17 protein-coding genes are annotated in these 26,475 nt (G+C 42.8%); 4 read left to right on the forward strand and 13 right to left on the reverse strand.

Going from position 1 to position 26,475, the window contains the following annotated elements; all coding sequences use genetic code 11:
• Positions 1 to 48 precede the first annotated feature (48 nt).
• The 7 genes from WKT03_RS06220 to hprK form a co-directional block, all read right to left on the reverse strand.
• Positions 49 to 2,769 carry a tetratricopeptide repeat protein gene (locus tag WKT03_RS06220; protein WP_340391219.1) on the reverse strand — a complete coding sequence of 907 codons (2,721 nt, stop codon included), beginning with the start codon at positions 2,767 to 2,769 and terminating at the stop codon, positions 49 to 51.
• 97 nt (positions 2,770 to 2,866) lie between these two features.
• Complete coding sequence (locus WKT03_RS06225) at positions 2,867 to 3,124, reverse strand: HPr family phosphocarrier protein (RefSeq protein ID WP_021944838.1); 258 nt, start codon at positions 3,122 to 3,124, stop codon at positions 2,867 to 2,869.
• Between the two features lie 9 nt (positions 3,125 to 3,133).
• Positions 3,134 to 4,105, reverse strand: coding sequence for a DNA-binding protein WhiA (whiA, locus tag WKT03_RS06230; RefSeq protein ID WP_021944837.1), 972 nt, complete (start codon positions 4,103 to 4,105; stop codon positions 3,134 to 3,136).
• A 16-nt stretch (positions 4,106 to 4,121) separates the two neighbouring features.
• A complete protein-coding gene (gene rapZ / locus WKT03_RS06235) occupies positions 4,122 to 5,000 on the reverse strand; it encodes an RNase adapter RapZ (protein WP_340391220.1) in 879 nt (292 codons plus the stop codon).
• 1 nt (position 5,001) lies between these two features.
• Entirely contained in the window at positions 5,002 to 5,910 is a 909-nt protein-coding gene (murB, locus tag WKT03_RS06240) for a UDP-N-acetylmuramate dehydrogenase (protein ID WP_340391222.1), read from the reverse strand.
• Positions 5,911 to 6,154: 244 nt separating this feature from the next.
• Positions 6,155 to 7,096, reverse strand: a complete 942-nt coding sequence (locus tag WKT03_RS06245; protein WP_118675036.1) for an ROK family glucokinase — start codon at positions 7,094 to 7,096, stop codon at positions 6,155 to 6,157.
• Positions 7,097 to 7,100: 4 nt separating this feature from the next.
• Positions 7,101 to 8,051, reverse strand: a complete 951-nt coding sequence (gene hprK, locus WKT03_RS06250; RefSeq protein ID WP_008401344.1) for an HPr(Ser) kinase/phosphatase — start codon at positions 8,049 to 8,051, stop codon at positions 7,101 to 7,103.
• 188 nt (positions 8,052 to 8,239) lie between these two features.
• Here hprK and uvrC point away from each other — a divergent pair, with 188 nt between their 5' ends.
• Positions 8,240 to 10,054, forward strand: coding sequence for an excinuclease ABC subunit UvrC (gene uvrC / locus WKT03_RS06255; RefSeq protein ID WP_021944833.1), 1,815 nt, complete (start codon positions 8,240 to 8,242; stop codon positions 10,052 to 10,054).
• 358 nt (positions 10,055 to 10,412) lie between these two features.
• Positions 10,413 to 11,003, forward strand: a complete 591-nt coding sequence (gene yfbR / locus WKT03_RS06260; protein WP_340391223.1) for a 5'-deoxynucleotidase — start codon at positions 10,413 to 10,415, stop codon at positions 11,001 to 11,003.
• A 284-nt stretch (positions 11,004 to 11,287) separates the two neighbouring features.
• On the opposite strand, the gene ftsH is transcribed toward yfbR, so the two are convergent.
• Both ftsH and WKT03_RS06270 read right to left on the reverse strand, forming a co-directional pair.
• Entirely contained in the window at positions 11,288 to 13,069 is a 1,782-nt protein-coding gene (gene ftsH, locus WKT03_RS06265) for an ATP-dependent zinc metalloprotease FtsH (protein ID WP_445293047.1), read from the reverse strand.
• A 230-nt stretch (positions 13,070 to 13,299) separates the two neighbouring features.
• The gene (locus WKT03_RS06270; RefSeq protein WP_117808483.1) at positions 13,300 to 14,439 is read right to left on the reverse strand and encodes a hypothetical protein; all 1,140 of its coding nucleotides are present in this window, start codon (positions 14,437 to 14,439) and stop codon (positions 13,300 to 13,302) included.
• A gap of 152 nt (positions 14,440 to 14,591) precedes the next feature.
• Between WKT03_RS06270 and WKT03_RS06275 the strand changes: the two genes are divergently transcribed.
• Positions 14,592 to 15,320 (forward strand): hypothetical protein, encoded by a 729-nt coding sequence (locus WKT03_RS06275; protein ID WP_117808484.1) that lies wholly within the window; start codon positions 14,592 to 14,594, stop codon positions 15,318 to 15,320.
• 133 nt (positions 15,321 to 15,453) lie between these two features.
• Here the strand turns inward: WKT03_RS06275 and WKT03_RS06280 are convergent, their stop codons facing one another.
• The 3 genes from WKT03_RS06280 to glyA form a co-directional block, all read right to left on the reverse strand.
• Positions 15,454 to 21,654, reverse strand: a complete 6,201-nt coding sequence (locus WKT03_RS06280; protein WP_340391227.1) for a fibronectin type III domain-containing protein — start codon at positions 21,652 to 21,654, stop codon at positions 15,454 to 15,456.
• Positions 21,655 to 21,901: 247 nt separating this feature from the next.
• Positions 21,902 to 23,479, reverse strand: coding sequence for an LCP family protein (locus tag WKT03_RS06285; RefSeq protein WP_340391228.1), 1,578 nt, complete (start codon positions 23,477 to 23,479; stop codon positions 21,902 to 21,904).
• 9 nt (positions 23,480 to 23,488) lie between these two features.
• On the reverse strand, positions 23,489 to 24,724 hold the full coding sequence (gene glyA / locus WKT03_RS06290) for a serine hydroxymethyltransferase (protein WP_021944825.1): 1,236 nt from the start codon (positions 24,722 to 24,724) through the stop codon (positions 23,489 to 23,491).
• 287 nt (positions 24,725 to 25,011) lie between these two features.
• Here glyA and rpsT point away from each other — a divergent pair, with 287 nt between their 5' ends.
• Complete coding sequence (rpsT, locus tag WKT03_RS06295) at positions 25,012 to 25,275, forward strand: 30S ribosomal protein S20 (protein ID WP_021944824.1); 264 nt, start codon at positions 25,012 to 25,014, stop codon at positions 25,273 to 25,275.
• Between the two features lie 178 nt (positions 25,276 to 25,453).
• Here the strand turns inward: rpsT and holA are convergent, their stop codons facing one another.
• Positions 25,454 to 26,467 carry a DNA polymerase III subunit delta gene (holA, locus tag WKT03_RS06300; protein WP_340391230.1) on the reverse strand — a complete coding sequence of 338 codons (1,014 nt, stop codon included), beginning with the start codon at positions 26,465 to 26,467 and terminating at the stop codon, positions 25,454 to 25,456.
• Between the last annotated feature and the right edge of the window lie 8 nt (positions 26,468 to 26,475).

Below are 26,475 nucleotides of genomic sequence, written 5' to 3' on the forward strand. Positions count from 1 at the left end.
TATTCTCCGGGCAAGATACTGCTTTAAAACATATTGTTCTAAATTCTATTAAGCATCTTTTCCTATCGAAAGGAATCCATTCTCATTTGCCTTAAGAAGGAATGCAAGACCAATGTTCTTTCTGTTTTCACCTGTTGCTTTGTAGATCTCACCAGTCTCAACCAGAGATTTTGCAATCGTGTTCAATACATCTTTGAACTGCATCATCTCCCGTCTGTCCTTCGAACTAAGCTTAAAGATATACTGATTCTTTGAGCTGATCAAAAGAATACTGTATGTATGGATGTTATCCTTCGAACTTCTGATCGCGGAACCGATCATTCTGGAGTTCGCAATAATAACCTCTGCATTCTCATCTGGCAGATATTCTGATACGATCAGTTTATAAATCTTCAGATAATCCTGCTCTGCTGTCGCATTGACAGGCATCTCAGCCACCGCAAATTCAACAACAGAATCGGCGAGCTTGATCGTACCGCCTTCATCATTGATCGTTGCTGAACATTCTTTTGGAACACATAAGCGGAAAAACTTGTTCTCCACAATCTTCTGTCCCTTACCCGGTTCACGGATAATCAGATCTACATAATGCATTTCCAGTTTGTTCATCGCTACGATAGCAGTCTCATCACCAGTCTCTGCTAGCTCGATCAGTGCATCATACAAACTCCAGATCTGCTGTGTTGTAAACGGAACCAGTTCAAACAGCTTTTCGATAGCCGGAACGTAACCCATACTTGCATTTTCGATATAGAGCTTGATAGCCTCTTCGTTATCGAGTCCCTTTTCAACCTTGTAATTAATAACTCTGAACAGATTTTCCTTATCCCAGTCATCAAAGTTCGCATTAAAGGCTTTCTCAAAATACTTGATACTCTTGATCTCGCCCTTATAGTTTTCCTGTTTCTCCTGAAGCTGATAGATACGTCCAAGTTCATATCCTGCTCTGGCACTTCCAAGTCCAAGTGCTTCCAGATATGCTTTCTCAATCTCGTACGGCGTTGCTATATAGAAAATCTGCTGTTGTTTCATCATTGCGATCTTAATTGCTGCAGATTCACTTCCTGCCTGAACCGCTCTTTCCCATTTCTCAACGGCCGTCTGGAGATCTTGACCCTTCAGTTCCTCAAGATCCTTGATATAACCTTCTGCTTCCGGTATACCGTTCTCTCTTGCCTTCTTGAAATATTCCAGAGCCTTTCTTCCATCTCTCTTGGTACGGAGTAATCCATAATAATAAATACGTCCCAGATAGAATGCAACTCGCTTATGTCCCAGCCGTTCTGCATTCTCGTACCAGTTCAAAGCTTTCATGTAATCTTTCATCTGCTGATCGTATACATTACCAATCAGGAACGCAAGTTCCGGATCCTTCGTCGCTTCAAACAACTGCTTTGCATAACTGATCGTCTTTTCCAGATCACGGTATGGGCTGTCCTCATCATAGTATAGCTCTACAAGCAGGTAACTTGCTTTGATGCTTCCAAACTTCAGTGCCTGCTTTGCAGCCTTCATGGCACCTTCATAATCTTCCAGATAGTAACAGTAGATTGCTTCATTGTAATACTGCATATCTCTCCGGTTTGCACTTTCTTCACTGACCAGTGTCGGATCAATAAATGCAAATGAGTTTGCTACCTCGAAGATAATCTCCTCGTACTGTTCAATGATCTCCATCGTTGCACATACGAAACGCATACATGCCAGTCGTCTTCCCTGATAGAACGCAAATGAAACAATACCCTTTTCCATATCCTTATGGTAGTATGTCGTGCAGATACCATCTGCATACTCTGTAATATATGCTTTCAACTGTAAATCTTCGTCAAATGCATCATTACAATATCTCAGATAGTTTTCCAACGTTTTCTTAGAATCCTTTGGTATACTGTCGTAATAAACATAGATTGCAAAGTCTTTATATGTAAGGCTTGGTGCGTAATATTCTTCACCGGTTGACTCATTAATCGTCTTTACCCAGTCTTTTGGAAGTTTGTGGATATATCCTTCCACCTGATTGTGTACATAGGAATACTGATACTGTAACCTGGATGCCTCGATCACCTTATATCGTGGCTCTTTTCCCTTTTCTTTTCTTCTCTGGGAAATCTCCGTATACAGCTTATCTTTTTCCTCAAATTCCAGACTGTCTTCATGTGTGCTTGCATATAACACGCGCTCATAAGATGCCCTTGCCTTTGCATCACCGGCATCAGCAAGCTTCTTATACCACTGCATTGCCTTTTCCAGATCAACAGGAACGACGAAATCACTCTTATTTCCATATTCATCAATCCGGTTCAGACCGCTTTCATAAATAGAACCAAGGCTCATGTATGCTGCCTTGATACCATAATCCGTTGCTGCCATCTCGAAGTACTTGATTGCCTTTGAAAAATTCTGGATTTCCAGCATCATCTTAGCAAGCTTGTATATCACATCACCATCACGGTTCTGATTCACATACTTCTCGTAGTACTTTGTAGACTTGTTCATATCTACATTTATTTTTGCGTTGCGGTAAACACCCTTTTCATAAAACTCAGCAAGTGCGAGAAGGGCATCATCTCCATATGATTTGTACTGGGTATCCATAATACCGATATCTGCAACCTGTTCCAGTATCTTAACAGATTCTTCAGAATCACCATTATCCATAAGATTCATAGCCTTGTTATACTGTAACTCTACATTATTAACCGGCGCTTTCTTTTTCGAGAATCTGGACACGAAAGGTATTTTCTTAAAAATCCCATCAAAAAATCCCATATCTGCTTCCTCCGATGACACATATCCATTAATAATCTGATTTTATCACATTCAACCAAAGCGTGCAATAAAAACACCAATTAATTAACAGAAGATTTTATGCATTCGCTGTCAGATATTCTGAGATCTCCTTTACTGCTGCTGCTTCATCTTTTCCATCTGCAATGACCGTAATCTCCTGTCCTTCTGTAAATCCCATACTCATCATGCCCATAATGCTCTTGGCATTGATTTTTTTGTCATCTGATACAAGATGGATCTGGCTCTCATACTGACTTGCGATCTGTACAAGTACTGCCACTGGTCTTTCTTCGGTTCCTTCGGTCATGGCTACCTTAACTGTTCTTTCTAACATTTTTTCCTCCTACACATACGACTTTTGTCTTAGGTCTTCTGCTATTTCACTTATTTTTCTTAATCTATGATTGACTCCCGATTTTCCAATGGGAGGATTCATCATCTCGCCTAATTCTTTCAGCGACGCATCCGGTTCTTCCAACCGGAGTTCTGCAAGACTCCGCAGATTATCCGGAAGATATGTGATACCTCTTGTTTCTATCACATAATTGATATCCTGGATCTGTCGGACAGCCGCACTGACTGTTTTATTCAGATTCGCTGCTTCGCAATTTACCCTGCGGTTTACATTATTACTTATATCTTTTAATATTCTCACATTTTCCATATTCATTAAAGAAATGTGAGCGCCCATGATGTTCAACATATCAACGATCATGGTTCCATCCTTTATATAACAGACACTATACTTTTTTCTGGCAATGACACGGCTTTCGATATCAAGCTCCGCCATGATCTTCCCGATCATTCCGGCACGATCCTCATTATTACAGACGATCTCCAGATGATATCCTTTCTTCGGATCACTGACCGATCCGGATGTCATAAATACACCTTTGATAAATGCCCGTTTGCAGCATTGCTGCTGCACAACCATCCGGTTGACTGTCATATCCTGACAGCTTACCTTTGCTACGCCATTCTGAGATATCCCAAAATCAGGCGAGAGCTTCAGTGTCTGCATCATCCGTTCGATCTCCTGTTGCTGATCTAACACCATCCGGTAGATTCGGCTGTTGCTCCCGGTTCTTTTTACGGAACATTCCATACGGATATCAAATAATACCTTGATCAAAGCTGCCATCGTCTTTGCTATAATACTGCGTTCTGTCGTTATACAGAGTTTAAAGAGTGAACCATTCCTGTACCATACATCTGCCACCATCGACATCATTCCTGAAAGCTCTGCGATCCTGCAGTGTCTGGCACTGCTGATATTCTTCGCAAGTTCTGCTTTTACTTCCGAGGAAAAGGACATATGTCTCACTCCTGTTCTACAATTTCTTTACGACTGCATCTTTTCCGATATCACGGTGATATATTCTCACAGTGTATGTGGATTTCTGCAGACGACTATATACTTCATTCGCGATCGTTACAGAACGGTGTTTGCCACCGGTACAGCCGATCGAGATAACAAGCTGGTTCTTGCCTTCTTTAATATAATTCGGAATCAGGAACTGTACCAGATCTATAAATTTATCCAGAAATTCCGGTCCTTCCTTACAGTTCATGACATAATCCTGAATCACCTTATCATTTCCGGTCAGTGGTCTCAATTCTTCATCATAATAAGGATTTGGCAGGAATCTTACATCCTGCACAATATCCGAATCTCTTGGGATTCCATATTTAAAGCCAAATGACATAATGGTAATGATAAAATTCCCATATTCCATATTCTGCACAAAGATCTTATCCAGTTCAGATTTAAACTCCCGAACCAACAAATTCGTTGTATCTATGATATAATCGGCTTCATCCTTGATAAAGCCGATCAGTTCTCTTTCTTTTTTGATACCATCTATGATCCTTCCGTTCTTTGCAGATAATGGATGATTCCTTCTTGTTTCCTTGAACCGTTTTACCAGCTTCTCATCTGAACATTCCATAAACAGGATCTCATACTGGTATCCATTTTCTTTCATGTAATTTAAGCAGGCATTCAACTGGCTTAACGCTCTTCCACTCCGGATATCGACACTGATCGCCACGTTATCAACTTGAATCTGTTCATCATATGCAATTTCCGCAAAACGCTTAATAAGCTGGATTGGGAGATTATCCACACAGAAGTATCCTGCATCCTCCAGCGTTTTCATCGCTGTTGTCTTTCCTGCGCCGCTCATTCCTGTCACAATTACAAATCTCATCCTAGAATGCCCCCAGTGTCTTTATCTCAAGCTCCAGATCCACACCGGAACTGTCTTTTACTTTTTTCTTTACATCGTCTACCAACTGCATGACATCAGCCGCCGTTGCGCCGCCTTTGTTCACCACAAAACCACAATGCTTCTCTGATACCTGAGCTCCTCCTACAGTATAACCGCGAAGTCCCGCATCCATGATCAGTTTTCCTGCAAAATATCCCTCCGGTCGTTTAAAAGTCGATCCTGCCGACGGATATTCCAGTGGCTGCTTTGAGATTCTCGCTTCTGCCAGCCGTTTCATCTCTTCATCTATCTTATCCATATCTCCGGTCTGAAGTTCAATTACAGCTTCCAGCACAACCAGGCCATCCTGTTCTGCCTTACTGTGGCGGTAGCCGAATTCCATATCTGCACCCGCGATCTCATAGATCTGTCCATCCCGATCCAGCACCTTTACAGATGTGATAATATGCTTCATCTCTCCGCCATATGCTCCTGCATTCATATAAACAGCACCACCAACGCTACCCGGTATACCAGATGCAAATTCCATTCCGGTCAGTCCGTGCTGTTTTGCTGTTACCGCAGTTTTAATCAACGATGCACCTGCCTGCGCAGTGATCCTTGTTCCTTCCACCGTGATCCTAGACATTCCATCTGCTATATGAATGATCATTCCACGATAGCCATCATCTGATACCAGTAAGTTGCTTCCATTTCCCATAATAAAAAACGGAACTTTTTCCTTTTTACAGAGGTCTGCAAGCTCTGCGATCTGCTCCGGTTTCTCCGGTTCAGCAATAAAATCTGCTTTTCCACCGATCCGGAAGGTTGTATATCGGTTCAAAGGTTCTTTTGTTTTTATTCTGTTTTCTCCTGTGATCGCTGCTGCGCTCTCATAAAACGATGTCATATAATTTTAAACTCCTGACCTGTTTTTATTCCGGGTTCTCAAGAATCTTATAAACCTGATAGACAAAACAAAGCCTTTAACATAAGGTTTTGCATGCTGTTCCAGTTGATTTCTCAAAATCTCAAACACTACCACACAATATCATACATTAAAGGCTTTTAGAATTCAATATTAAAAATGTATAGAATTTTCAGGGCGTTTCAACCCGATTTATGTAATTTACACATAGTTTACTTAATACTTTTTACTGATTCAGTATACTGCACGCACCACCATACATACCCGCATCGTTACCAAGTGTAGCAAGTGCAAACTTGGTCTGTCTGCATGCATGAAATGCATATTGTGCAAAATATTTTGCAGTTGTATCGATCAGGATATCTCCTGCTCTGGATACACCACCACCGATTACGAAGATTTCAGGATCTACTACACATGCGATCTGGGCAAGTGCTTTTCCAAGAACCTTTCCATGATTTTCTACCAGTGTTGCTGCAAGCTCATCACCTTCTTTTGCTGCATCAAAGATCTCTTTTGCTGAAATGTACTGGATCTGACGAAGCTTGGATGGCTTGTCTGTTGTATTTAAAATGATCTTTGCCATACGAACGATACCGGTTGCTGATGTATACTGTTCCAGACAGCCCTTGTTACCACATCCGCATACTTCTGTCTCGTCGTCATTTACGCAAATATGTCCAATCTCACCGCCTGCACCGTTGGTTCCCGCGAGCATCTTTCCATCTAAAATAATACCGCCGCCGACACCGGTTCCAAGTGTTACCATTACGATATCCTTATGGCCTTTTCCGCCGCCCTGCCACATCTCACCGAGCGCTGCCATGTTTGCATCATTTCCGGCTTTTACAGGAAGGGCTAATAATTTGCTGAGTTCTTCTTCTACATTGAAGATTCCCCATCCAAGATTTACACATTTGATAACCGTGCCGTCTGCCTTTACAGGACCCGGAACACCCATTCCAACACCTGCTACATCAGACTTCTCGATCCTTTTCTCTGCCAGTTTATCTTCAACAGATGCTGCGATATCGCTTAAGATATATTTTCCGCCTTCATCTGTTCTTGTTGTGATCTCCCATTTCTCAACCATCTCACCCTGTGTTGTAAACAGACCGATCTTTACGGTTGTTCCTCCGATATCTACTCCAAATACATAGTTTGCCATTTTTCTACTGCTCCTCCTTATTTGCATTGCCCTTCATAATATTCTGCGTCACTCTGTTATATAATTCCTGTGCCGCATTATATCCCATCTTCTTCTGTCTGTGGTTAACCGCTGCAGATTCAACAATGATCGCGATATTTCTGCCCGGACGGATCGGAATATTATGACTTACGACTTTATTTCCAAGAAATTCTGTGTACTGGTCTTCCAGTCCCAGACGGTCATACTCCGTATCCTTGCTCCACTCTTCCAGATTGATGACCAGATCGATGTTCTGATCCAGCTTTACACATTCTACACCAAACAGTGATTTTACGTCAATGATTCCAATACCACGCAGCTCGATAAAATGTCTGGTAATATCCGGTGCTCGTCCAACCAGCGTCGCATCACTGACCTTCTTGATCTCAACCACATCATCTGCAACCAGACGGTGGCCTCTCTTGATCAGCTCCAGAGCAGCCTCCGATTTACCGATACCACTCTCACCCATGATCAGAACACCTTCGCCGTATACATCGACCAGTACAGCATGTACGGATATTCTTGGTGCCAGTTCTACATGGAGCCAACGATCTACCTCATGTACAAATGCAGATGTAACGGCACTTGATGTGAGGACAGGTACTCCGTGCTTCTTTCCTGCTTCTATAATAAATTCATATGGTTCCAGATCTCTGCAGAATATCAGACACGGCGGCTTATATGAGAAAAATTCATTTATGATCTTGATATTTTCTTCCTCTGTATGCATCGCTGCAATATAGGCATGTTCTACATTTCCGCATATCTGGATACGTCCTGCATCAAAATGTTCAAAGAATCCTCCAAACTGTACCGCCGGGCGGTTCATACCCGGATCCTGGATCAGCACCTTATCGGTATCGATCTCCGGTGTATAATTCTTCAGATTCATTTTCTCTATGAGTTTGGATACTGTTATACTATAAACCATCTTCTCCTCCTGTTTTCCCTAGTTTCAGTTCTTGTTTCATTATATTCTACAACCTATTTATCGTCAATTCATCAATTTATTTTTTCAGGAAAAAAGCCACCTGTTTTCTGAATCTTATGTTATACTGATTTTTATGTGTGAATCTGCTGTTTTTAGAATACGCAGCGGAAAGGATATGAATTCAAAGTATGTTTAATTTTGAAGAAGAATTAAAAAAACTGCCTCATACACCGGGTGTCTATCTGATGCATAACAAGACCGATGAAATCATCTATGTCGGCAAAGCCATTGATCTGTATAACCGGGTACACCAGTATTTTCAGTCAGGATATAAACGCTCACCTAAAATCGAAAAAATGGTCAGCCACATCGCGTGGTTTGAATATATCATCTGCGAATCTGAAATTGAAGCACTGGTGCTGGAATGTAATCTGATCAAAGAACACCGTCCGCACTACAATACAATGCTTACGGATGACAAAAGCTATCCATACATCAAGATCACAGTCAACGAGGATTTCCCTCGTATTCTGTTCTCGCATCAGATGCACCGGGATCATGCCAGATATTTTGGTCCTTATACTAATGCAGGTGCTGTCAAGGATACCATTGATCTGTTAAAAAAACTATATCATCTGCGAAGCTGCAACAAAAAGCTGCCACAGGAAACAGGGCTGGATCGCCCATGTCTGTATTACCACATCGGACAGTGCAAGGCTCCCTGTCAGGGTTACATCTCAAAAGAGGACTACAGCAGACAGGTGGAACAGGCAATCCATTTTCTGACCGGGCATCACCAGCAGACGGTAAAGGAACTGGCAGAAAAGATGAAACAGTTGGCAGCCGATATGGAATTTGAACAGGCGGCAGAGGTTCGTGATCTGATCGAAAGCATCAAGCACATCGCATCAAAGCAGCGTGTTGACAACACAACAACCGATGACCGTGACGTGATCGCGATGGCTACCAACAACATGAACGAAGGCGTTATCTCGGTCTTTTTCATCCGAAACGGCAAGATGATCGGCAGAGAACATTTTCATATGACCGGTGTGCAATCGGAATCTTATGGAGATATTATGGCTGCATTTTTAAAACAGTATTACGCTTCTACTCCATTTCTCCCTAAGGAGATCATTCTGGAGCATGAAGTAAATGAGCAGGAGCTGATCGAACAATACTTAAGCGAACGACGGGGAAATCTGGTACACATCCTCACACCTCAAAAAGGTGACAAAGCCAAGCTGTTAAAGCTTGCGCGTGACAATGCTTTTCTTGTTCTGACACAGGATACTGAAAAGCTGAAACGGGAGCAGGCTCGAACAGAAGGTGCTGCAAAGGAACTGGCAGAACTGATCGGTGTCCCATCTGCCAAACGGCTGGAAGCCTTCGATATCTCGCACATCAGTGGCTACCATTCGGTTGCTTCGATGGTGGTCTTTGAAAATGGAAAAGCCAGACCCAATGAATACCGCAAATTCAAATTAAGAACGATCGACGGACCGGATGACTACGCCAGTATGCGCGAGGTTCTGACAAGACGATTTACCGATGAACGTTTTAAGGTCTATCCTGACATCCTTATGATGGATGGTGGTAAGGGACAGGTCAACATTGCCCTGGAGGTTCTTGACGAACTGCATCTGAATATTCCGGTCTGCGGTATGGTAAAGGATGACTACCACCGGACCAGAGGACTGTATTATAACAATAAAGAAGTGGAATTTCCAAAGAATACACAGGCATTTGACATGGTTACCCGTTTGCAGGACGAAGCCCACCGTTTTGCCATCGAATATCACAGAAGCCTCAGAAGCAAATCTCAGGTACATTCTATCCTTGAGGATATACCGGGCATCGGCCCTGCCAGACGAAAGGATCTGATGGGGTACTTCAAGGATATTTCAAGGATCCGGGAGGCATCCATCGAGGAACTGATGCAGGCGCCATCCATGAACCGGAATGCCGCCGAAGCGGTGTACGGATTTTTCCACAAGGAGTGAGCTAACCTGTGAATATATCTGCAAAAGATGGAAATAGCATAATATATTTGGACACTTTTGACCTTACCAACCAGGGGACGTTCCCACTCGTTTCCACTCTGTGTAACTTCGAACTAACCTCGGCTAAGCCTCGCTAAGGTCTCAGTTACTCCTGCAGCGGTACTAAGATGCTGCTAATGCACCATCACACCACAGGGGTGCGCTTTCGTTCTAAGCTCGTGCAAGCACTCACTAAGTACGAAATGTGAGTACCGGCGGACTCAAATGCCCCTGTTTGGGTAAGTCAAACTGTCCAAATATAATTTACTTTCTTATTTTTTTGCAGATATATTCACAATTATTTAATAAGGAGATAAAGATGGAATATAATTTTTTTGCTATGATTTCAAGGATGAAATACATCGACCGCTGGGCGTTGATGCGGAATACAAGGGAAGAAAATCTGTGTGAGCACAGCCTGGAAGTCAGCATTATCGCTCATGCACTTGCCGTGATCGGCAATACCTATTATGAAAAGGATCTGAATGCAGAGCGGGCTGCTCTGATCGGACTTTACCATGACGCTTCAGAGATTATAACCGGTGATATGCCAACTCCGGTTAAGTATTATAACGATGATATCAAGGGATCCTTTAAAATGATCGAAAAAACAGCCTGCTACAAGCTGTTAAACAAACTGCCGGACGAAATGAAACCACAGTATGAACCACTCTTCTTCCGCCAGTCCGGAGATGAATATATCTGGAAGCTTGTAAAAGCGGCAGATAAACTGTCTGCTCTTATCAAATGCATGGAAGAAACCTCTGTCGGCAATCCGGAATTCTCCAGCGCCTATGAATCCACAAAGGCCGCTGTCGACAAGCTTGCTGCCGACCTTCCGGAGGTTGAACGCTTTCTGTCCGACTTTCTCCCTGCCTACGGCAAAAACCTCGACCAGCTTCAGTTTTAAATAATTCTTGTTTTCAGATAGAACCCAACAGGCATAAAAAACTGAATGCAACAGCATTTTCAGATAACAATATCAAAAGTCACCGGCATATATCACAGCATACACTGTTATGAAGCAAGCCTTTCCGAGCGTCGGTACTTAAGTTGCGTCTTTTGCAACTTTATGTACCGCTACGCCGAGGAACAGAGCGCAAGCGTCTTGCGGAATAACATGTGTATACTGCGATATATGGCAGTGGCTTTTCGTTAATCATTAGCAAATGCTGTTGCATTCAGTTTTTTTATTTATCTCTGTGGTTCCACCTGAGCAAGAATTGACATGAATTCTTTGCCGGTGATCGTTTCATGTTCTACAAGGAAGCTGGCGATAGAATCCAGGGCTGCCATATGGGCAGACAAAAGTTTCTTTGCTTTATTATAGGAATCTCGCAGCATATCACGGATCTCCTTATCAATCTTGGTAGCGGTCTCATCCGAACACTGAAGGGCAAGATTTCGGTCCAGATACTGTCCTTCTATTGATTCAAGCTGCACCATGCCGAATTTATCTGACATACCATACATGGTGATCATGGCTCTGGCTGTCTTGGTCGCCTTCTCGATATCATTTGATGCTCCTGTTGTCACGGAGTCGAATTTCAACTCTTCTGCAGCACGTCCGCCGAGCAGGGTTACAAGCTCTGCTTCCAGTTCTTTCTTGGATTCGAGATATTTCTCTTCTTCAGGAACCTGCCATACATAACCAAGGGAACCCATGGTTCTTGGAACGATCGTAATCCTCTGGATCGGCTCCGTATGCTTCTGGAGTGCTGCAAGCAATGCATGTCCGACTTCATGATAAGCAACGATCTGCTTTTCTTCTTTACTGAGCAGACGATCCTTTTTCTCTTTTCCGGCAAATACAACCTCTACCGCACCGATCAGATCCTGTTGGGAAACAAGACTTCTGCCATCTCTGACAGCGGCCAGCGCTCCCTCATTTATAATATTGGCAAGATCCGCACCAACCGCACCTGAAGTTGCAAGTGCCAGTTCATGAAGATCAACCGTTTCATCCATCTTGACATTCTTGGAATGAACCTTCAGTGTATCGATTCTTCCCTTCAGATCCGGCTTCTCTACGATAACTCTGCGGTCAAATCGTCCCGGACGAAGAAGTGCCTTATCAAGCACCTCAGGACGATTCGTTGCTGCAAGGATCACAATACCCTTTGATGTATCAAAGCCATCCATCTCTGCAAGAAGCTGATTCAGGGTCTGCTCCCGTTCGGAATCTCCGCCATGCCTGGAATCTCTGCTTCTTCCAATTGCATCGATCTCATCAATAAATATAATACATGGTGCCATCTGTGTCGCCTGTTTGAACAGATCTCTGACACGGGAAGCACCCACACCGACATACATCTCTACAAAGCTGGACCCGGACATGGAAAAGAATGGTACATTTGCTTCACCTGCCACTGCTTTTGCAAGCAGGGTCTTACCGGTTCCCGGAGGACCGACAAGCAGTGCCCCCTTTGGCAGCTTCGCTCCGATATCCAGATATTTCTTTGGATTGTGCAGGAAATCGACCATCTCTGTCAGAGATTCCTTAGCCTCTTCCTCTCCGGCAACATCCGCAAAGGTAACACCTGTTTTCTTCTCAACGTAAATCTTCGCATTTGCTCTACCTACACCGCCGCTTCGTTTCATGATCATCGACAGCAACAGATAGAATGCAACGATCATTACAATGTAAGAAATGATCGTGCCAACCATGGCACTTCCGCTTTCATCTACACCTTCATATTCTGTTCCATATTTTGTCTTTGCCTGACGAAGCTTCTCTGCCAGACTGTCATCCGATATTCTGGTTGCAGTATATTTCGTCTTACTGATCACCTTATCATCGGCATTATTTTCAAATACGATCTTACTTCCGTAGATCTTTACGGAACCAACCTCGCCCTTATCTAACATCTCGATAAACTGACCATATGTGACTTCCTCTTCCCTGCCGGATGACACCCGGTCAAATACGCGCCAGAATAAAAATGTCAGTAAAATGGAAATAACCAGGATCACCATGATCGAGCGATTGTTTCTTCCCTTATTTCCATTATTATTGTTATTATTGTTATTATTGTTGTTATTACTGTTATCAGGTAAATTGTTGTCCAATCAGAACCTCCTTTTTATACAGCCTGCCTGCTGTATTCTTCTTTTGTATATATTTCCGGCAATTCCGCATCCATTATAACCACGTTTTTCCCGGCTTTCAAGATGGTACTGCTTTTGTTCATGAAGATTTAACCTTTCTATTCACCCAGATAGTCCATCGCAATACCAAGAGAGGTTTCTCCTCTGCTGATCGTCAGGCTCCATTTTCCGATCTGAAGGTCTGTATAATTTGCACTGGAATCATCCGCAGAATACTCCTTTTCCTGATAGGAGCGGATCATCTCTGTTGTCCGTTCCAGACTGTCGCCCTGAAGCGTTTCATCCTCAAGTGCCATTACCAGATCTTCATAGATCTGATCCAGACAGAAACCATCATCGACATCCGGCGGATACTGCCATATTCGGACAGAGTGGATCGCCTGTGTATTCAGATCACTGTTTATGCTCACATCAATGCCATATTCGTCATCTGAAATATACTTTTCTTTATTATAGTATGTAAATGTATCTCCGTTTTGATACGAGTATTCATACAAACTCAGATTCCCGGCAGTCCCTGTACTTGTATCTTCAAATAAAATGTCATCTTCCTCTGCATTCTGTAAAAAAGCAGCCTCCAGCTCATCACTGGTGACGCCCTCATAATGAGCCACACCATCACAGGCTTCTCCCCGGTCATACACTTCATCGGCTGATAAGCCAACCAGACTGTCTGTGCCATAATCCGTGGTTTCTCCCGGCTGATAGATATAGCGGTAGCTGTATCCGTTCTCATCTACATAGTTTTTCTCATCCTGTTCATCCAGCATCTCATGTAATTCATCCAGAGATTCCTGCATCTTCTGCTTATCCCGGTACTGCTGCCATGCATCCCACAAGCTGCTCATCCGGAAGCATACTCCAATCGCAGCCAGAAAAAGCAGGCCAGAGATCACACTCTCTGCTTTTTTCGATTTCTTTTTCTTTGTCGTATAGGTCGTATCCAGATTCGGCATAGGGTTTGCCGATGTCGGAGTCCGATTCGCCCATTTCGGAAGCTCGGTTTCAAACTCATCATGGCAATCCGTTACTTCATCCTCAACTTCAGGTTTGTCCGCACTGTAGTCCGATACATCCCCACTATATTGATACTCTCTCTGATAATCTTCAGGCTCTCGTCTTTCGTTCAGATAAAAGCTGTGGCTGGTTTCTATCGGTGTTACAAACCGTTTACAGGTTTTACAAAAATTAATACTGTTTACTTTTCCATCACATATCGGACAGATCTTTGTTCCCATAAGTACCTCCTCTTTCTTTTCGATACTTTATTTCTAACGCTAACTTTATATTCTTTTTCGGCATCCGTCAATATTCTTTTCTCCGGCTTGACATCCCCATGGAAACTCACTATTATTTTTTTAACTTATGATCTACAGGAGGTTTATGTCACATGCCCGGTTTTCTGATGCATCTGATCGAGGGTGAAATGATAATCAATAAAATAAATACAGGTGTAACTTCCGCAGCCGATTCCCGTCTGTTGGCAATAAAGGCCGACCCGGAACAGTTTCTCCTCGGCTGTATCCTGCCGGATATCACGGATAATAAAGAAAGAACGCATTTCCGTCCGGCATGGCAGAAGAATCTGATCACTAAATATCCGGATCTTGATTATATCCGTGCTCTCTACCCGGATGATGCGATATTGTCACCGGCTGACTATGGCATCCTTGCACATCTGCATCTGGATACCCACTATGTGACTGATTTCTGGCCGGACTATTTTACTATAGAAAATACCGCAGGGAATACCTGTTTTGATACAAGACAACCTTTGTATGTTCACATTTCCTCACAACCGGAAAAAAAGATTCCTCTGGCAGAATTTTTCTCTGACCGGTACTTTTATGGAGAATATGATAGGATCAATCCACGTCTACTAAAGGACTTTCATCCATATATACCGGAACAAATCACTTATCAGCCGGAGCTTGTACATATTACAGAATGCCGGCCGGAGGATCCGTCACAGATCACAAAAGCTCTGCAGACGTACATTATTCAGAATCCGTCACCTGCCCCGGAAGCTTCCGTCACCCGTGCTGAGATTTTTCCATATGATGCAGTCATTGAATTTCTGGAACATATGGCAGATACATTTTTTACAGAATTCATTTAACCTGTCTTCCATATCAGCAGCCAAAATAATATTTATAATTTCACCCATAACAAACAGCCATCGATGCATCGGAAACGGATCCGTATATGGATCCGGCTTCCTTTTCATCAATGGCTGTTTTTTTATTTTCGGCTTATTTGATCTTCGCTTTTACTTTAACGGAATAAGCACCATGTGTTTTTTTCTTATTCAGAGTTTTGTATGCTCTGACCTTGAAATAATATGTCTTTCCTTTTTTCAGGCTCTTCTTTGTCAGATTCAGCTTCTTTGTATCGCCGATCTTCTTATACTTACCTTTCTTTGAGGTTGCCATATATACCTGATATCCACTGGCACCGGCTACCTTCTTCCAGCTTATCTTACATGCCTTTGATTTCGCTGTCGTCTTTACTGATTTTACCTTTGATGGCTTCGTTACAAATGCCTTACTCTTCTCTTTGCCCTTTATCTTAGAGTTTCCTGACTTCTTATAAGCATATACACTATAAGTGTATTTGGTTCCTGCTTTCAGCTTCTTCGCATTGTAAGAAGATGCATTCTTACCCACCGTTTTTATAAGTTTCTTCTTGCCGGAGCCCTGCTTCTGGTAGATCATATATCCATCTGCATCAGATACCTTCTTCCATGTGATCTTTGCAGAAGTTGTCTTGATCTTGCTTACTGTAATCTTTTTCGTTACACCAGGCTTCTTCACATTCGGTGTGGTCTTTGCCTTAATCGCAAATGTCTTTGACGCACTTCCTGTATAATTGCCTTTTCCGGTTATCACAACCTTCGCTGTACCAACATTTGTATTGTTGGAATATGCTGCCGTGTAATCTGTATTCAGCTTCAGCAGCTTACCCTTTAATGTAACAGCAACTGCAGGTGTTAACGCTTTTCCGGTGTAAGTCTGATCTGCCACCGTTATAACTGCCGCAGACAGATCTGTCTTTGTAACCGGTGTCGTCTGTTTTACAATTGCAAAATACTGTGTCAATGTACCGGTGTAATTTCCATTTCCTGTAATCTGTATCACAGCCTTGGTTGTCGGCTCTGTATTCGACTGATACGATACCGTATAGTCTGCAGATGCACCAGCGCTCAGCACTGCATTTCTTGCTGTATCCTTGACAATAACGGAAGGTGTGACAGCCTTTCCTGTATAGAATGTGCTCTTTGTATAGGACACTTTACATTTCTCTATCTGCTTTGGAAGGATCGTAAAAGTTCCATATCCTGTATTTTTAAAGGAATCCGAAAGACCATTTACCGTGATCCTTGCAGTTCCGGCATTGATATTTTCAGAATAGAGCACACTGTATTCGGATGGATCGATCACTCTGCCGGATACCTTTACTGTAACAGCCGGCTTCTGTTCCCTGCCGTTATAAGTCTGGTTCTCGGCCGTTATCTCTGCATCCTTGAGATTGATCTCCTGTTTCTGGATTGAGAAATACCGGTCTATTGTTCCTGTATAATTTCCTTTTCCTGTGATCCGGATCCGTGCAGATGTTGTCACTTCTGTATTGTTCTGATAGCTGACATCATAATCAACATTTTGCTTCAGCTCAACTGCTCCATCCATTACCTTTACTTCCGGACAAACCTGCTTTCCTGTATATGACATCAGATTTGCATAAGTCACAGAAGCGTCTTTCAGAGGCTTCGCCTGAATCGTAAAGTTTTCAGTTATCGTTCCCTTATAATTGCCTTTGCCTGTAACTGTGATCGTTGCAGTTCCGACATTGATATTGTTGGAATATGCCACGTCATAGTTTGCAGCCGCCAGTGATCTTCCACTTATCAGAACAGTGCATCCCGGTTTCAGTTCTCCTCCTGTATAGGTATATGGAGAACCTGTAACCATGATAAAACCGCCATTATTTATATCAAAAGGCTGAATGGTAAAGGTCTTTTCAACTGTTCCATCATAATTGCCAAGACCTGTAATCTTTGCTTTTGCAGTTCCGGCATTGATGTTATTTGTAAATGCAACTGCATAATCCTTGCCCTTTGTAAGCGTTTTGCCGTTAAAGGTTACTGTAATATCCGGACTTAACGCTGATCCTGTATAAGTCACTGTACCCACATTCATTACCAGTGAATCATTCAGCGATTTCCGCGTGATCGCAAAAGTTCCGGTTGTGGTTCCCTTATAATTACTGCCGGTTCCGGTCACAGTAACGGTTGCCGTTCCGACATTGGTATTGCCGGAATATGAAACACTGAATTCTGACAGATTTGTGATCCGCTTTCCACCTGTGGTTGTAAGGCTTACAACTGCCGGTGTAAATGCCGCACCTGTATATTCATATGACCGCTGTACAAGTGCTACTTCTGCACCTGTAATATCTGCTGCCACGATCTTAAATGTCAGGGTTCTTGTACCTGTATATGCTCCGATGCCCTGGATCGTAATGGTTGCAGTGGAACCGACCGTCTTATTGTTGGTTACTGTTACAGTATAACTCTCACCTTCTACCAGAGTAACTCCATCCCGTGTGATCCTGAGCTTCGGAATAATGGCTTCGCCTCCCTGATACTCCTGATCTCCGATCGATGCTATGCTGATTGAACTGTCATTGATGTTTGTTACGATCTTTGTGATCTTAAATGTACAGGCCTGTGTACCGCTGAAATTTCCATTTCCTGTGATCCGGATCGATGCACTGTCTGTTTCATTTATATTATTGCTATAGGAAACAGTGTAATCCGTTCCTGCCTTCAGTTCATAGGAACCATAGGTCAGTTTTACAGAAGGTTTTACCTCGGATCCGGTATATACCATCTCTTTGCTGTATTCTGCTTTACAGCTTGAAATAGCTCTGGCTGCGATCGTGAAGGTCGTCTTTGAACTTCCGCTATAGTTACCTTTTCCGGTTGCTGTAATCGTTCCTGTACCGGCATTGATATTATTTTTATAGGATAATTCATAATCTGCATTGGCAGCTAAAGTCGTAGTTCCAATCTTTACGGTTGCTGTCGGCTTCTGTTCACTTCCTGTAAATGTACATGCTGTAATATTACTGAAAACCGCTCCGTTGATCGATTTCTTTGTAACAGTAAATGTTCCCACTGCATTTCCTGTAAAGTTTGCATTTTTTCCTTTTATAGTTACCGTTGCCGTTCCACAGTTTGTGTTGTTCGAATAATTCACAGTGAAATTCGTCATACTGGTGTAGGTCTTTCCGGATACCGTTGTAAAGGATGTAACACCCGGAGTCTGTGGCATGCCTGTATATTCATAACTGTCTGCTTCCAAAACAACCTTTGCATTTGTCAGATCAAGTGCAACAACATTAAAGGTTACTGTTCTTGTTCCTGTATAATCATTGATTCCCGTAATGGTTACTATTGCTGTAGATCCTGCAGTATAATTATTGGTATAAGTAACCGTATAATCTGTATTCAGAGTGAGGATCGTACCACCATTTCTGACTGTAACAGCAGGTCGGAGTCCCTGTCCTGCATTGTATTCCTGGTCTGCGATCGCATCGACTGTAATCGTTGAAGCATTGACGTCAGTACGATCTCTGGTGATCTTATATGTCAGTACTTTTCTTCCTGTAAAATTACCTTTTCCTGTCACTGTAGCAGTCGCTGCCGTTGTCTCATTTATATTATTGGAATAAGCAACGGTATAATCCGTACCCTCTATTAAGAGCTTCTGACCATATGTGATACGGATATTCGGCGTTACGGCACTTCCTGTCCATTTTACGCTCTCATCATAACTGAACGAGCAATCTGCCAGCGCTCTTGCACTGATCTTGAAATTTATAGATTTCGTTCCACTGTATCCATTCTTTCCGGTGATCGTAACCGTACCTGTACCACAGTTAACATTTGCGCCATATGAAACGGTGTAATCGCTGTCCTTCGTCAGTGCTTTGCCATCATAGGTCACTGTAACCTCCGGTTTGATCTGTACTCCGGTATAGGTCTGATCTGCAATTGTACTGCACACTGCCCCTGACAGATCCGGCAGGGAAGAAGTGATCGTAAAGTACACAGTTTTGGAACCTGTATAGTTTCCCTTGAACGTAACAATTACCTTTGCAAGATTGCCGGCTGCTACATTATCTTTATAAGATACCGTATAATCTATTCCTTTGGTCAGTGTATATCCATCTGAAGTGACCGACATTACTGTCGGTCTGATCTCTGCACCGGTCTGATCAAAGGATGTCTGATTCAATGTTACCTTTGCTGTATTCGTCACATCCAGAGGATTGACAGTCAATGTACCGGTAACGGTTCCTGTATAATTGCCTTTTCCTGTCGCACTGAACGGTACCGTTCCTGCTGTCTTTGCTACATAGCTTGCAACTGTATAATCGGTTTTATTCGTCAATGTTGTTCTCAGTTCGCTGTCATAAACACTGATCTTTGGTGAAAATACTTCTGCTCCATATTTATATGTTGCAGGCTCTGCCGTCAAAGTCGCCTTTGAAATATCTCTTGGATTGATCTTAAAAGTGAGGGACTTTGTATTTGCATATTTGCCGCATCCACTGATCAGAACCGTTCCATTTCCTGCATTTGTATTTGCGGAATAGGATACCGTATAATCCGTTCCCTGCTTTAATGTCGTGCTTCCATCCTTTACCGTGACAGCCGGTGTCTGTGCCTGTCCATTATATGTACATGAAGCTACCGTTACCGTTGCTGTTGAGATATCTTTTGTCTCTGTATCTCCACCACTGCTGCTGTTTGATTTGATCGTGAAATATACTGTCTTTGACCCTGTATAGTTTCCTTTGAATGTGACAATTACCTTTGCCGCAGTACCAACCGCAGTATTATTCTGATAGCTTACGGTATAATCGGTTCCTGCCGTTAATGTATGTCCGCCTGCTGTTACTGCTGTAACGGTTGGCTTGATCTCTGATCCTGTCTGCGTAAATTCTGTCTGATTTAATGTAACTGCTGCTACACTTGACACATTCAGTGCATTTACCGTAAAGGTTCCGCTGACCGTTCCGGTATAGTTTCCTTTTCCGGTTGCTGTGATCGTTACATTTCCAACATTTACTGCATTATAACTTCCTATCGTATAATCGGTATTATTCGTTAATGTTCTTCCGAGTCCGTTATCTTTGACTGTGATATTAGATGATGTAACTGATGCTCCGTAATTGTAGGTTTCTGTCGCTGCTGTCAGCGTTGCATTCGACAGATTTCTTCTTGCAATTGTAAATGTCGCTGTCTTCGTATTCCTATACTTGCCGCATCCGGTGATCGTCACTGTTCCGGTTCCGGCATTGGTATTGGATGCATACTGTACGGTGTAATCCGTTCCCTGTCTCAGTGTTGTACTTCCGTCTTTTACGGTAACTGCCGGTGTCTGAGCGGTTCCGTTATAGGTACAGGATGCTACCGTTACGCTTGCTGCCGAGATATCTTTCGTTCCTGTATCTCCGCCACTGCTGCTGTTTGTGATCGTAAAGTTTACTGTCTTTGTTCCTGTATAACAATTTATACCTGTAATTGTTACAGATGCCGTTCCTGCATTGGTATTATTGCTGTAAGAAAGAGTATAGTCAACACCTTCTTCCAGATACTGATAATCATTATTCTCATCCAGCCAGGAGTTCACATCGGCAATCGTTACCGATGGCTTCTTTTCCTTTCCATCATAGCTGTAATTGGAATTGCTTAGTGTGATGATCTGATCCTGGATATTGGCAGCCTTCAGATACCAGGTATAGGTTTTGGAACCACTGAAATTATTCATTCCCTTAATCGCTGTCGTTCCCTTAGAACCAATCTTCAGATAATTCTCTGAAAGAGTAACATTCTCATAATAATCTTTCTCTGCTACCAGAACCTTTCCATTCCAGGTAACCGATTCGACTGTCGGAGAATTTGCCAGATTCTTTACATATGGAACATAATACTTGCCGGATACAAGTGTCGTATCGGATGCAAATTTGACCGTTGCTTTATTGATCGGTGTGACACGGATCTTGAATTTTGCCGTATTGCTTCCTGTATAACCCTTTTCCGGTTTACCGGTTATCGTCGCCACGGCAAGCTCAGTTGCAGTTGACACGTTCACGTTGTTTGTGTATACCACATCATAACAGTCTGACGGTACTTCCTCCCCATCTACCTTTACCGTAACCGGTGCTTCGATCGCCTCGCCGGTATAATAATTACCAAGACCGGTTTCCGTCGTCGCTACAACAGTAACCTTATGTGCTCCATCCTTTCCGGACAGGTCGATCAGATCCGCTGCCTTCACCCGACCTGCAAATGGAATTCCTGCCCCGCCATACGGCACGATCATCGTGATGACCATGACAACGGTAAGGAACCATGCTGCTGCTCTTTTTCCATGTTCTCTCATGCTTCTAAAATGCCCTCCTTGCTGTTATGCCCGCTGTATTATACACTTTATACAAGATGTCTCTACATTTGTACTGCCCCTCTGTGCATATTTTTCATTTCATCCTGTCTCTTATGATATTGCATAAAAAAATACCCCAAATGCAGTTCCGCGCAAACAAAATTTAAGTGAATTTTACCATTTTTTGCATGCCGCTTCAATCCGCATTTGGGATATTTTTAATTTTTATTTTATATAATATGTCACACTAACTGGTTGGAATATAGAAAATATCCAGCATCTCTTCTACCAGACTTCCCGTATCCACCTGATACTCATCAAAATGAGCAGGGCGTTCATACGTTCCCGGAAGCTTCTGTATATCCTTCTCTGCAACTGCTATATCCATTCCACGCATTCTGCTGAACAGATACAGGCAGGCATCTCTGTCCAGATTCGTCTGCAGATATGGACTTGCTGCCTCGTATACCTTCTTTATGATTCCCTTATCATCGGAATAGCACTGTTCAAACCGCTCCAGCCAGCCTGCCAGATACTGACTCTGACGTTCCATCCGTCTGCCATGTTCGCCGACTGCATCCGTTACCGTATCCATCTTTTCCAGATACCGGTATGCGTCATTGCCCTGTAAGGTGACTACATCCTTCTCAAAGACATTCTCACTGATCGTATCTCTGGCTGTCAATGTTACCCCGCTCAGGACGTCATTGATATCTGCCATTGCATCCATGTCAAGTGCCACATAACCGTTGATTGGAAGATTATACATCAGTCCGGATACCGCATGTGTAAAATTCTCACAACTGACGATCTCGCCATCCCCATAACCATATGCCAGTCCGATCTGCATCCGGTCTGTAAGTGCTGTTTTTCCTTCTATGGTTTTAATATCCACATCTGTCATACTGTCACGATTTATATTAATAACGTGAAGCTTATCATTTCGAAGATCAAATACCATCAGGAAGCACAGATCGATCCTTCCGCCATACCGGACATATTCAGAACCATTTGCATCCGAATAAGTCAGGGCATCATCTCTGTCTCTGAGATCAGCTTCCGTCGTAGCTTCTGTATCCTCTGAGGCTTTCTTTGATTTTTTCTTTGACTTCTTTGACTTTTTGGACTTTGTTTCTTCCGTTGCCGCCTCTGTCGTCTTCGGTTCTTCGTTCTTTTCCGGTTCCTTCGGCACATACTCGGAATTATCCACGCCAAATACCAGAATCGATACGGTATCTGTATTATAAACGTAGTTCTTTCCTTTATATGTGATAGCCGTTGAAGAAGATCCGTCTGTATGAAAACTCACCTTTTCTCCCTGCGCATTTTCTGCCAGCCGGTTCTTTCCATTCATATACATTCTGGCAAATATACCGGCAGGGATCCCGGTCACAACCAGTACAACAACAAGCAGGATCACACAGACCTTTTTCCTGAGACTCCATGGATCTTTCAGCTTTTTGGGTGCATATACCGGTCTGGATTCCAGTTCCGGATCCAGCTTCTTCTTTTCCCGTTTCGCTTTCTCTGCCTTCTTCTGAAAAAATTCTTTTCTGATATCCTCTGTCTGGATACCTTCGGCAGCGATCTCTTCCTGTGTTTCCTGCACGATCTCTTTTATAAGCTGATCGACTGCTTCCTCACCAGTCTGCGGAACCGGAGCAGCAACCGGTTCTTCCGTCCGGCTGACCGGACGGCTGTTTTCGGTTTCCTGTTTTACTTCTGTCTTTTTTTCTTCTGACTCTTTTTCTTCTGACCGTCCATCCTGCAATGCTTCTGCAAGCCGAATCGCTTCTAACAGCTTCTCGTCAAATAAATCTTCCATATAACAACCTTATGCATACAGTGGATACTTCTCTACAATACTCTTAACAAGTGCTTCTGCTTTTGCCTTGTCATCATCAATCACTGCTGCCTTGATCGCCTCAGCAATTGTCTCCATATCAGCTTCATTTGCACCTCTTGTTGTAACCGCCGGTGTTCCGATACGGATACCGCTTGTTACAAACGGAGATTTTGGATCATTTGGTACTGTGTTCTTATTTACAGTGATATGAACCTCATCTAAAAGCTTCTCTACTTCCTTACCGGTACGGTCCAGATTCTGAAGATCCACCAGCATAAGGTGGTTATCTGTACCACCTGATACGATATTGAAGCCTCTTGCCATTAATGCAGATGCAAGTGCTGCTGCATTCTTTACAACCTGTGCCTGATACTCCTTATATTCCGGCTGTAATGCTTCCTTTAAACATACTGCCTTACCTGCGATGACATGCATCAGAGGTCCGCCCTGGATACCAGGGAATACTGCCTTATTGAAGTTGAACTTCTCATTGATCTCGTTGCTGCACATGATCATACCACCTCTAGGTCCACGAAGTGTCTTATGAGTAGTAGTTGTTGTAACATGTGCATATGGAATCGGGCTCATATGAAGGCCTGCTGCTACAAGACCTGCGATATGTGCCATATCTACCATCAGATATGCACCAACCTCATCTGCAATCTCACGGAATCTCTTGAAATCGATTGCTCTTGCATATGCAGATGCACCCGCTACGATCAACTTTGGCTTGCATTCCTTTGCGATCTCAAGAACCTTGTCATAATCTATAAAGCCATCATCATTTACACCATAAGGTACACAGTGAAAATATTTACCGGACATATTTACAGGTGATCCATGTGTCAGATGTCCGCCATGATCCAGATTCATTCCCATAAACGTATCGCCAGGATTTAAAATAGCAAAAAATACTGCCATATTGGCCTGTGCTCCGGAATGTGGCTGAACATTTACATATTCACATCCAAATAATTCTTTTGCACGCTCTCTGGCAAGATCTTCCACTACGTCTACATACTGGCATCCGCCATAATATCTCTTTCCAGGATAACCTTCTGCGTATTTGTTAGTCAGATGGCTTCCCATGGCTGCCATAACTGCCTTTGATACGATATTCTCTGATGCGATCAGCTCCAGATTGTTATTCTGTCTGTTCAATTCATCCGTCATTGCTGCCGCAACTTCAGGATCTACTTTTGTAATTTCATCAAATCCAAACATTTTCTTACCTCCTGGTATGTAATAATATATAACGCATTAATAGAAACAGTATACCATGTCCTCCCTTTCCATACAAGCCAACAAGTAATAGAAATAGGATAGAAATAAAATTGCTGGGAATAAGATCAGATCTTATTTTTCAGAAATGGAAATATTTTCACTTCGCCCCTTGACAAATAAATTTCTCTATACTAATATTGATGAGTATGTTTACATTGAATTGTCCGTGTCCGGTTTTAATGTAAAAACCTTATTATAATCTATAATTCAAATGGAGGTAGAGAATTTTGGCTAACATCAAATCTGCAAAGAAAAGAATTGAAGTAATTGACAAGAAGACTTTAAGAAACAAGATGATCAAGTCTAAGGTTAAGACAGTTATCAAAAAGGTAGAAGCTGCTATCGCTGCTGGTGACAAAGAAGCTGCTCAGGCAAATCTTCTGGTTGCTATCTCAGAGATTAACAAGGCTGCTTCAAAGGGCGTTTACCACAAGAACAATGCTTCTCGTAAAGTATCACGTCTTACAGCCGCTGTCAACAAGATGGCTTAATCTGACTCATATATATTTTTATAATTGATTACATATGTAAGGCTGCACATATATAATCAAAACCGTCAAAAAAACAGAACCCATTGAGGTTCTGTTTTTTTTGTAATAATTCCGGCATCCAAATCGCAATACCTACGGTATGTTTTGACTCACTGCATTCCTGCGCGTCACATACCAGCTACCGACTCAATGATATTAACAACACTTCCACTGCCACTACATCCGATGCCTGACTCGTCTTTAATTTATAGTCAGTATCCTGACAGGCTTCCATGATCTTCTTCAGTTCCTGTTCTGAATAATTCCGGCACTGTTCCGCATATTTCTTCACCGACCATGACGGAATGCCTAGCACCGATGCCGTATCTGCATAATTTTTATTCTCGGCAAGACACATCTTTGTTTTTAATAACAGATCATACTGTCTGGCGATCAAAAACAGAATTCGCATCGCAGGCTCCCTGTTTTCAAGCAGCTCATGATACAGGTGAAGTGCACGATCCTGCTGCTTTCTGGATATGGCATCGATCATCTCAAATATATGTCCCTCCGAATTGCCAACGCAGAGAGCTTCCACATCGGATACAGTTACATCCTCCCTGTCTACCGTATAGCTTATCAGCTTATCAATCTCATTCTTGATCGAATTCATATCTGATCCGGTATGCTCGATCAGGGAACGGATCGCATCATCGGTTATCCGTTTTCCTTCTCCCTTGAACATTCCCTTAACCCATACAGCAAGCGTCTTCTCATTTGGTGTTTCAAAGCACAGGGCTTCTCCCAGCTTATCAACGGTTTTATATAATTTATTTCTCTTATCAACTTCTGACTCAACAAACAGGATCAGCGAAGTATCCGGCAGCTCTTTGATCCGCTCCGCAAATTCCTCACAGCTCTTTTTAAACAATCCGGTCCCTTCTGCCAGCACCACACGCCGGTCAGCGAAGAATGGCATTGTCTCACAGAAGCCTATGATCTCCATCGGGTCGATCTTCTCTCCTGCAAACTTTGCAAAGTTCATATTGTCCTCACAGTCTGTTACCGCCGAAAGCAATTTGTCTCTGTACTGGTTCACAAGATATGTTTCATCTCCGTATAACAGATATACCGGAGCATAGCTTTCATTCTTTATATGCTCGTTGATAACCGCCATTGCATCCTTACCGCTCTGTTTTTTTCCTGCTGCCATAGCTATGT

The organism is Coprococcus sp. HCN-4056 (genome assembly GCF_037892645.1).
GTDB lineage: Bacteria > Bacillota > Clostridia > Lachnospirales > Lachnospiraceae > Coprococcus > Coprococcus ammoniilyticus.

Coding starts and splice junctions, on each gene's coding strand:
- hprK (WP_008401344.1), bottom strand. CDS start 8,051: ATGGTTTATAGTATAACAGTATCCAAACTCATAGAGAAAATGAATCTG.
- whiA (WP_021944837.1), bottom strand. CDS start 4,105: ATGTCCTTTTCCTCGGAAGTAAAAGCAGAACTTGCGAAGAATATCAGC.
- ftsH (WP_445293047.1), bottom strand. CDS start 13,069: ATGGTGATCCTGGTTATTTCCATTTTACTGACATTTTTATTCTGGCGC.
- yfbR (WP_340391223.1), top strand. CDS start 10,413: ATGGAATATAATTTTTTTGCTATGATTTCAAGGATGAAATACATCGAC.
- WKT03_RS06280 (WP_340391227.1), bottom strand. CDS start 21,654: ATGAGAGAACATGGAAAAAGAGCAGCAGCATGGTTCCTTACCGTTGTC.
- WKT03_RS06275 (WP_117808484.1), top strand. CDS start 14,592: ATGCCCGGTTTTCTGATGCATCTGATCGAGGGTGAAATGATAATCAAT.
- WKT03_RS06270 (WP_117808483.1), bottom strand. CDS start 14,439: ATGGGAACAAAGATCTGTCCGATATGTGATGGAAAAGTAAACAGTATT.
- WKT03_RS06285 (WP_340391228.1), bottom strand. CDS start 23,479: ATGGAAGATTTATTTGACGAGAAGCTGTTAGAAGCGATTCGGCTTGCA.
- glyA (WP_021944825.1), bottom strand. CDS start 24,724: ATGTTTGGATTTGATGAAATTACAAAAGTAGATCCTGAAGTTGCGGCA.
- WKT03_RS06225 (WP_021944838.1), bottom strand. CDS start 3,124: ATGTTAGAAAGAACAGTTAAGGTAGCCATGACCGAAGGAACCGAAGAA.
- rapZ (WP_340391220.1), bottom strand. CDS start 5,000: ATGAGATTTGTAATTGTGACAGGAATGAGCGGCGCAGGAAAGACAACA.
- WKT03_RS06245 (WP_118675036.1), bottom strand. CDS start 7,096: ATGGCAAACTATGTATTTGGAGTAGATATCGGAGGAACAACCGTAAAG.
- WKT03_RS06220 (WP_340391219.1), bottom strand. CDS start 2,769: ATGGGATTTTTTGATGGGATTTTTAAGAAAATACCTTTCGTGTCCAGA.
- murB (WP_340391222.1), bottom strand. CDS start 5,910: ATGACATCGTTTTATGAGAGCGCAGCAGCGATCACAGGAGAAAACAGA.
- uvrC (WP_021944833.1), top strand. CDS start 8,240: ATGTTTAATTTTGAAGAAGAATTAAAAAAACTGCCTCATACACCGGGT.
- holA (WP_340391230.1), bottom strand. CDS start 26,467: ATGGCAGCAGGAAAAAAACAGAGCGGTAAGGATGCAATGGCGGTTATC.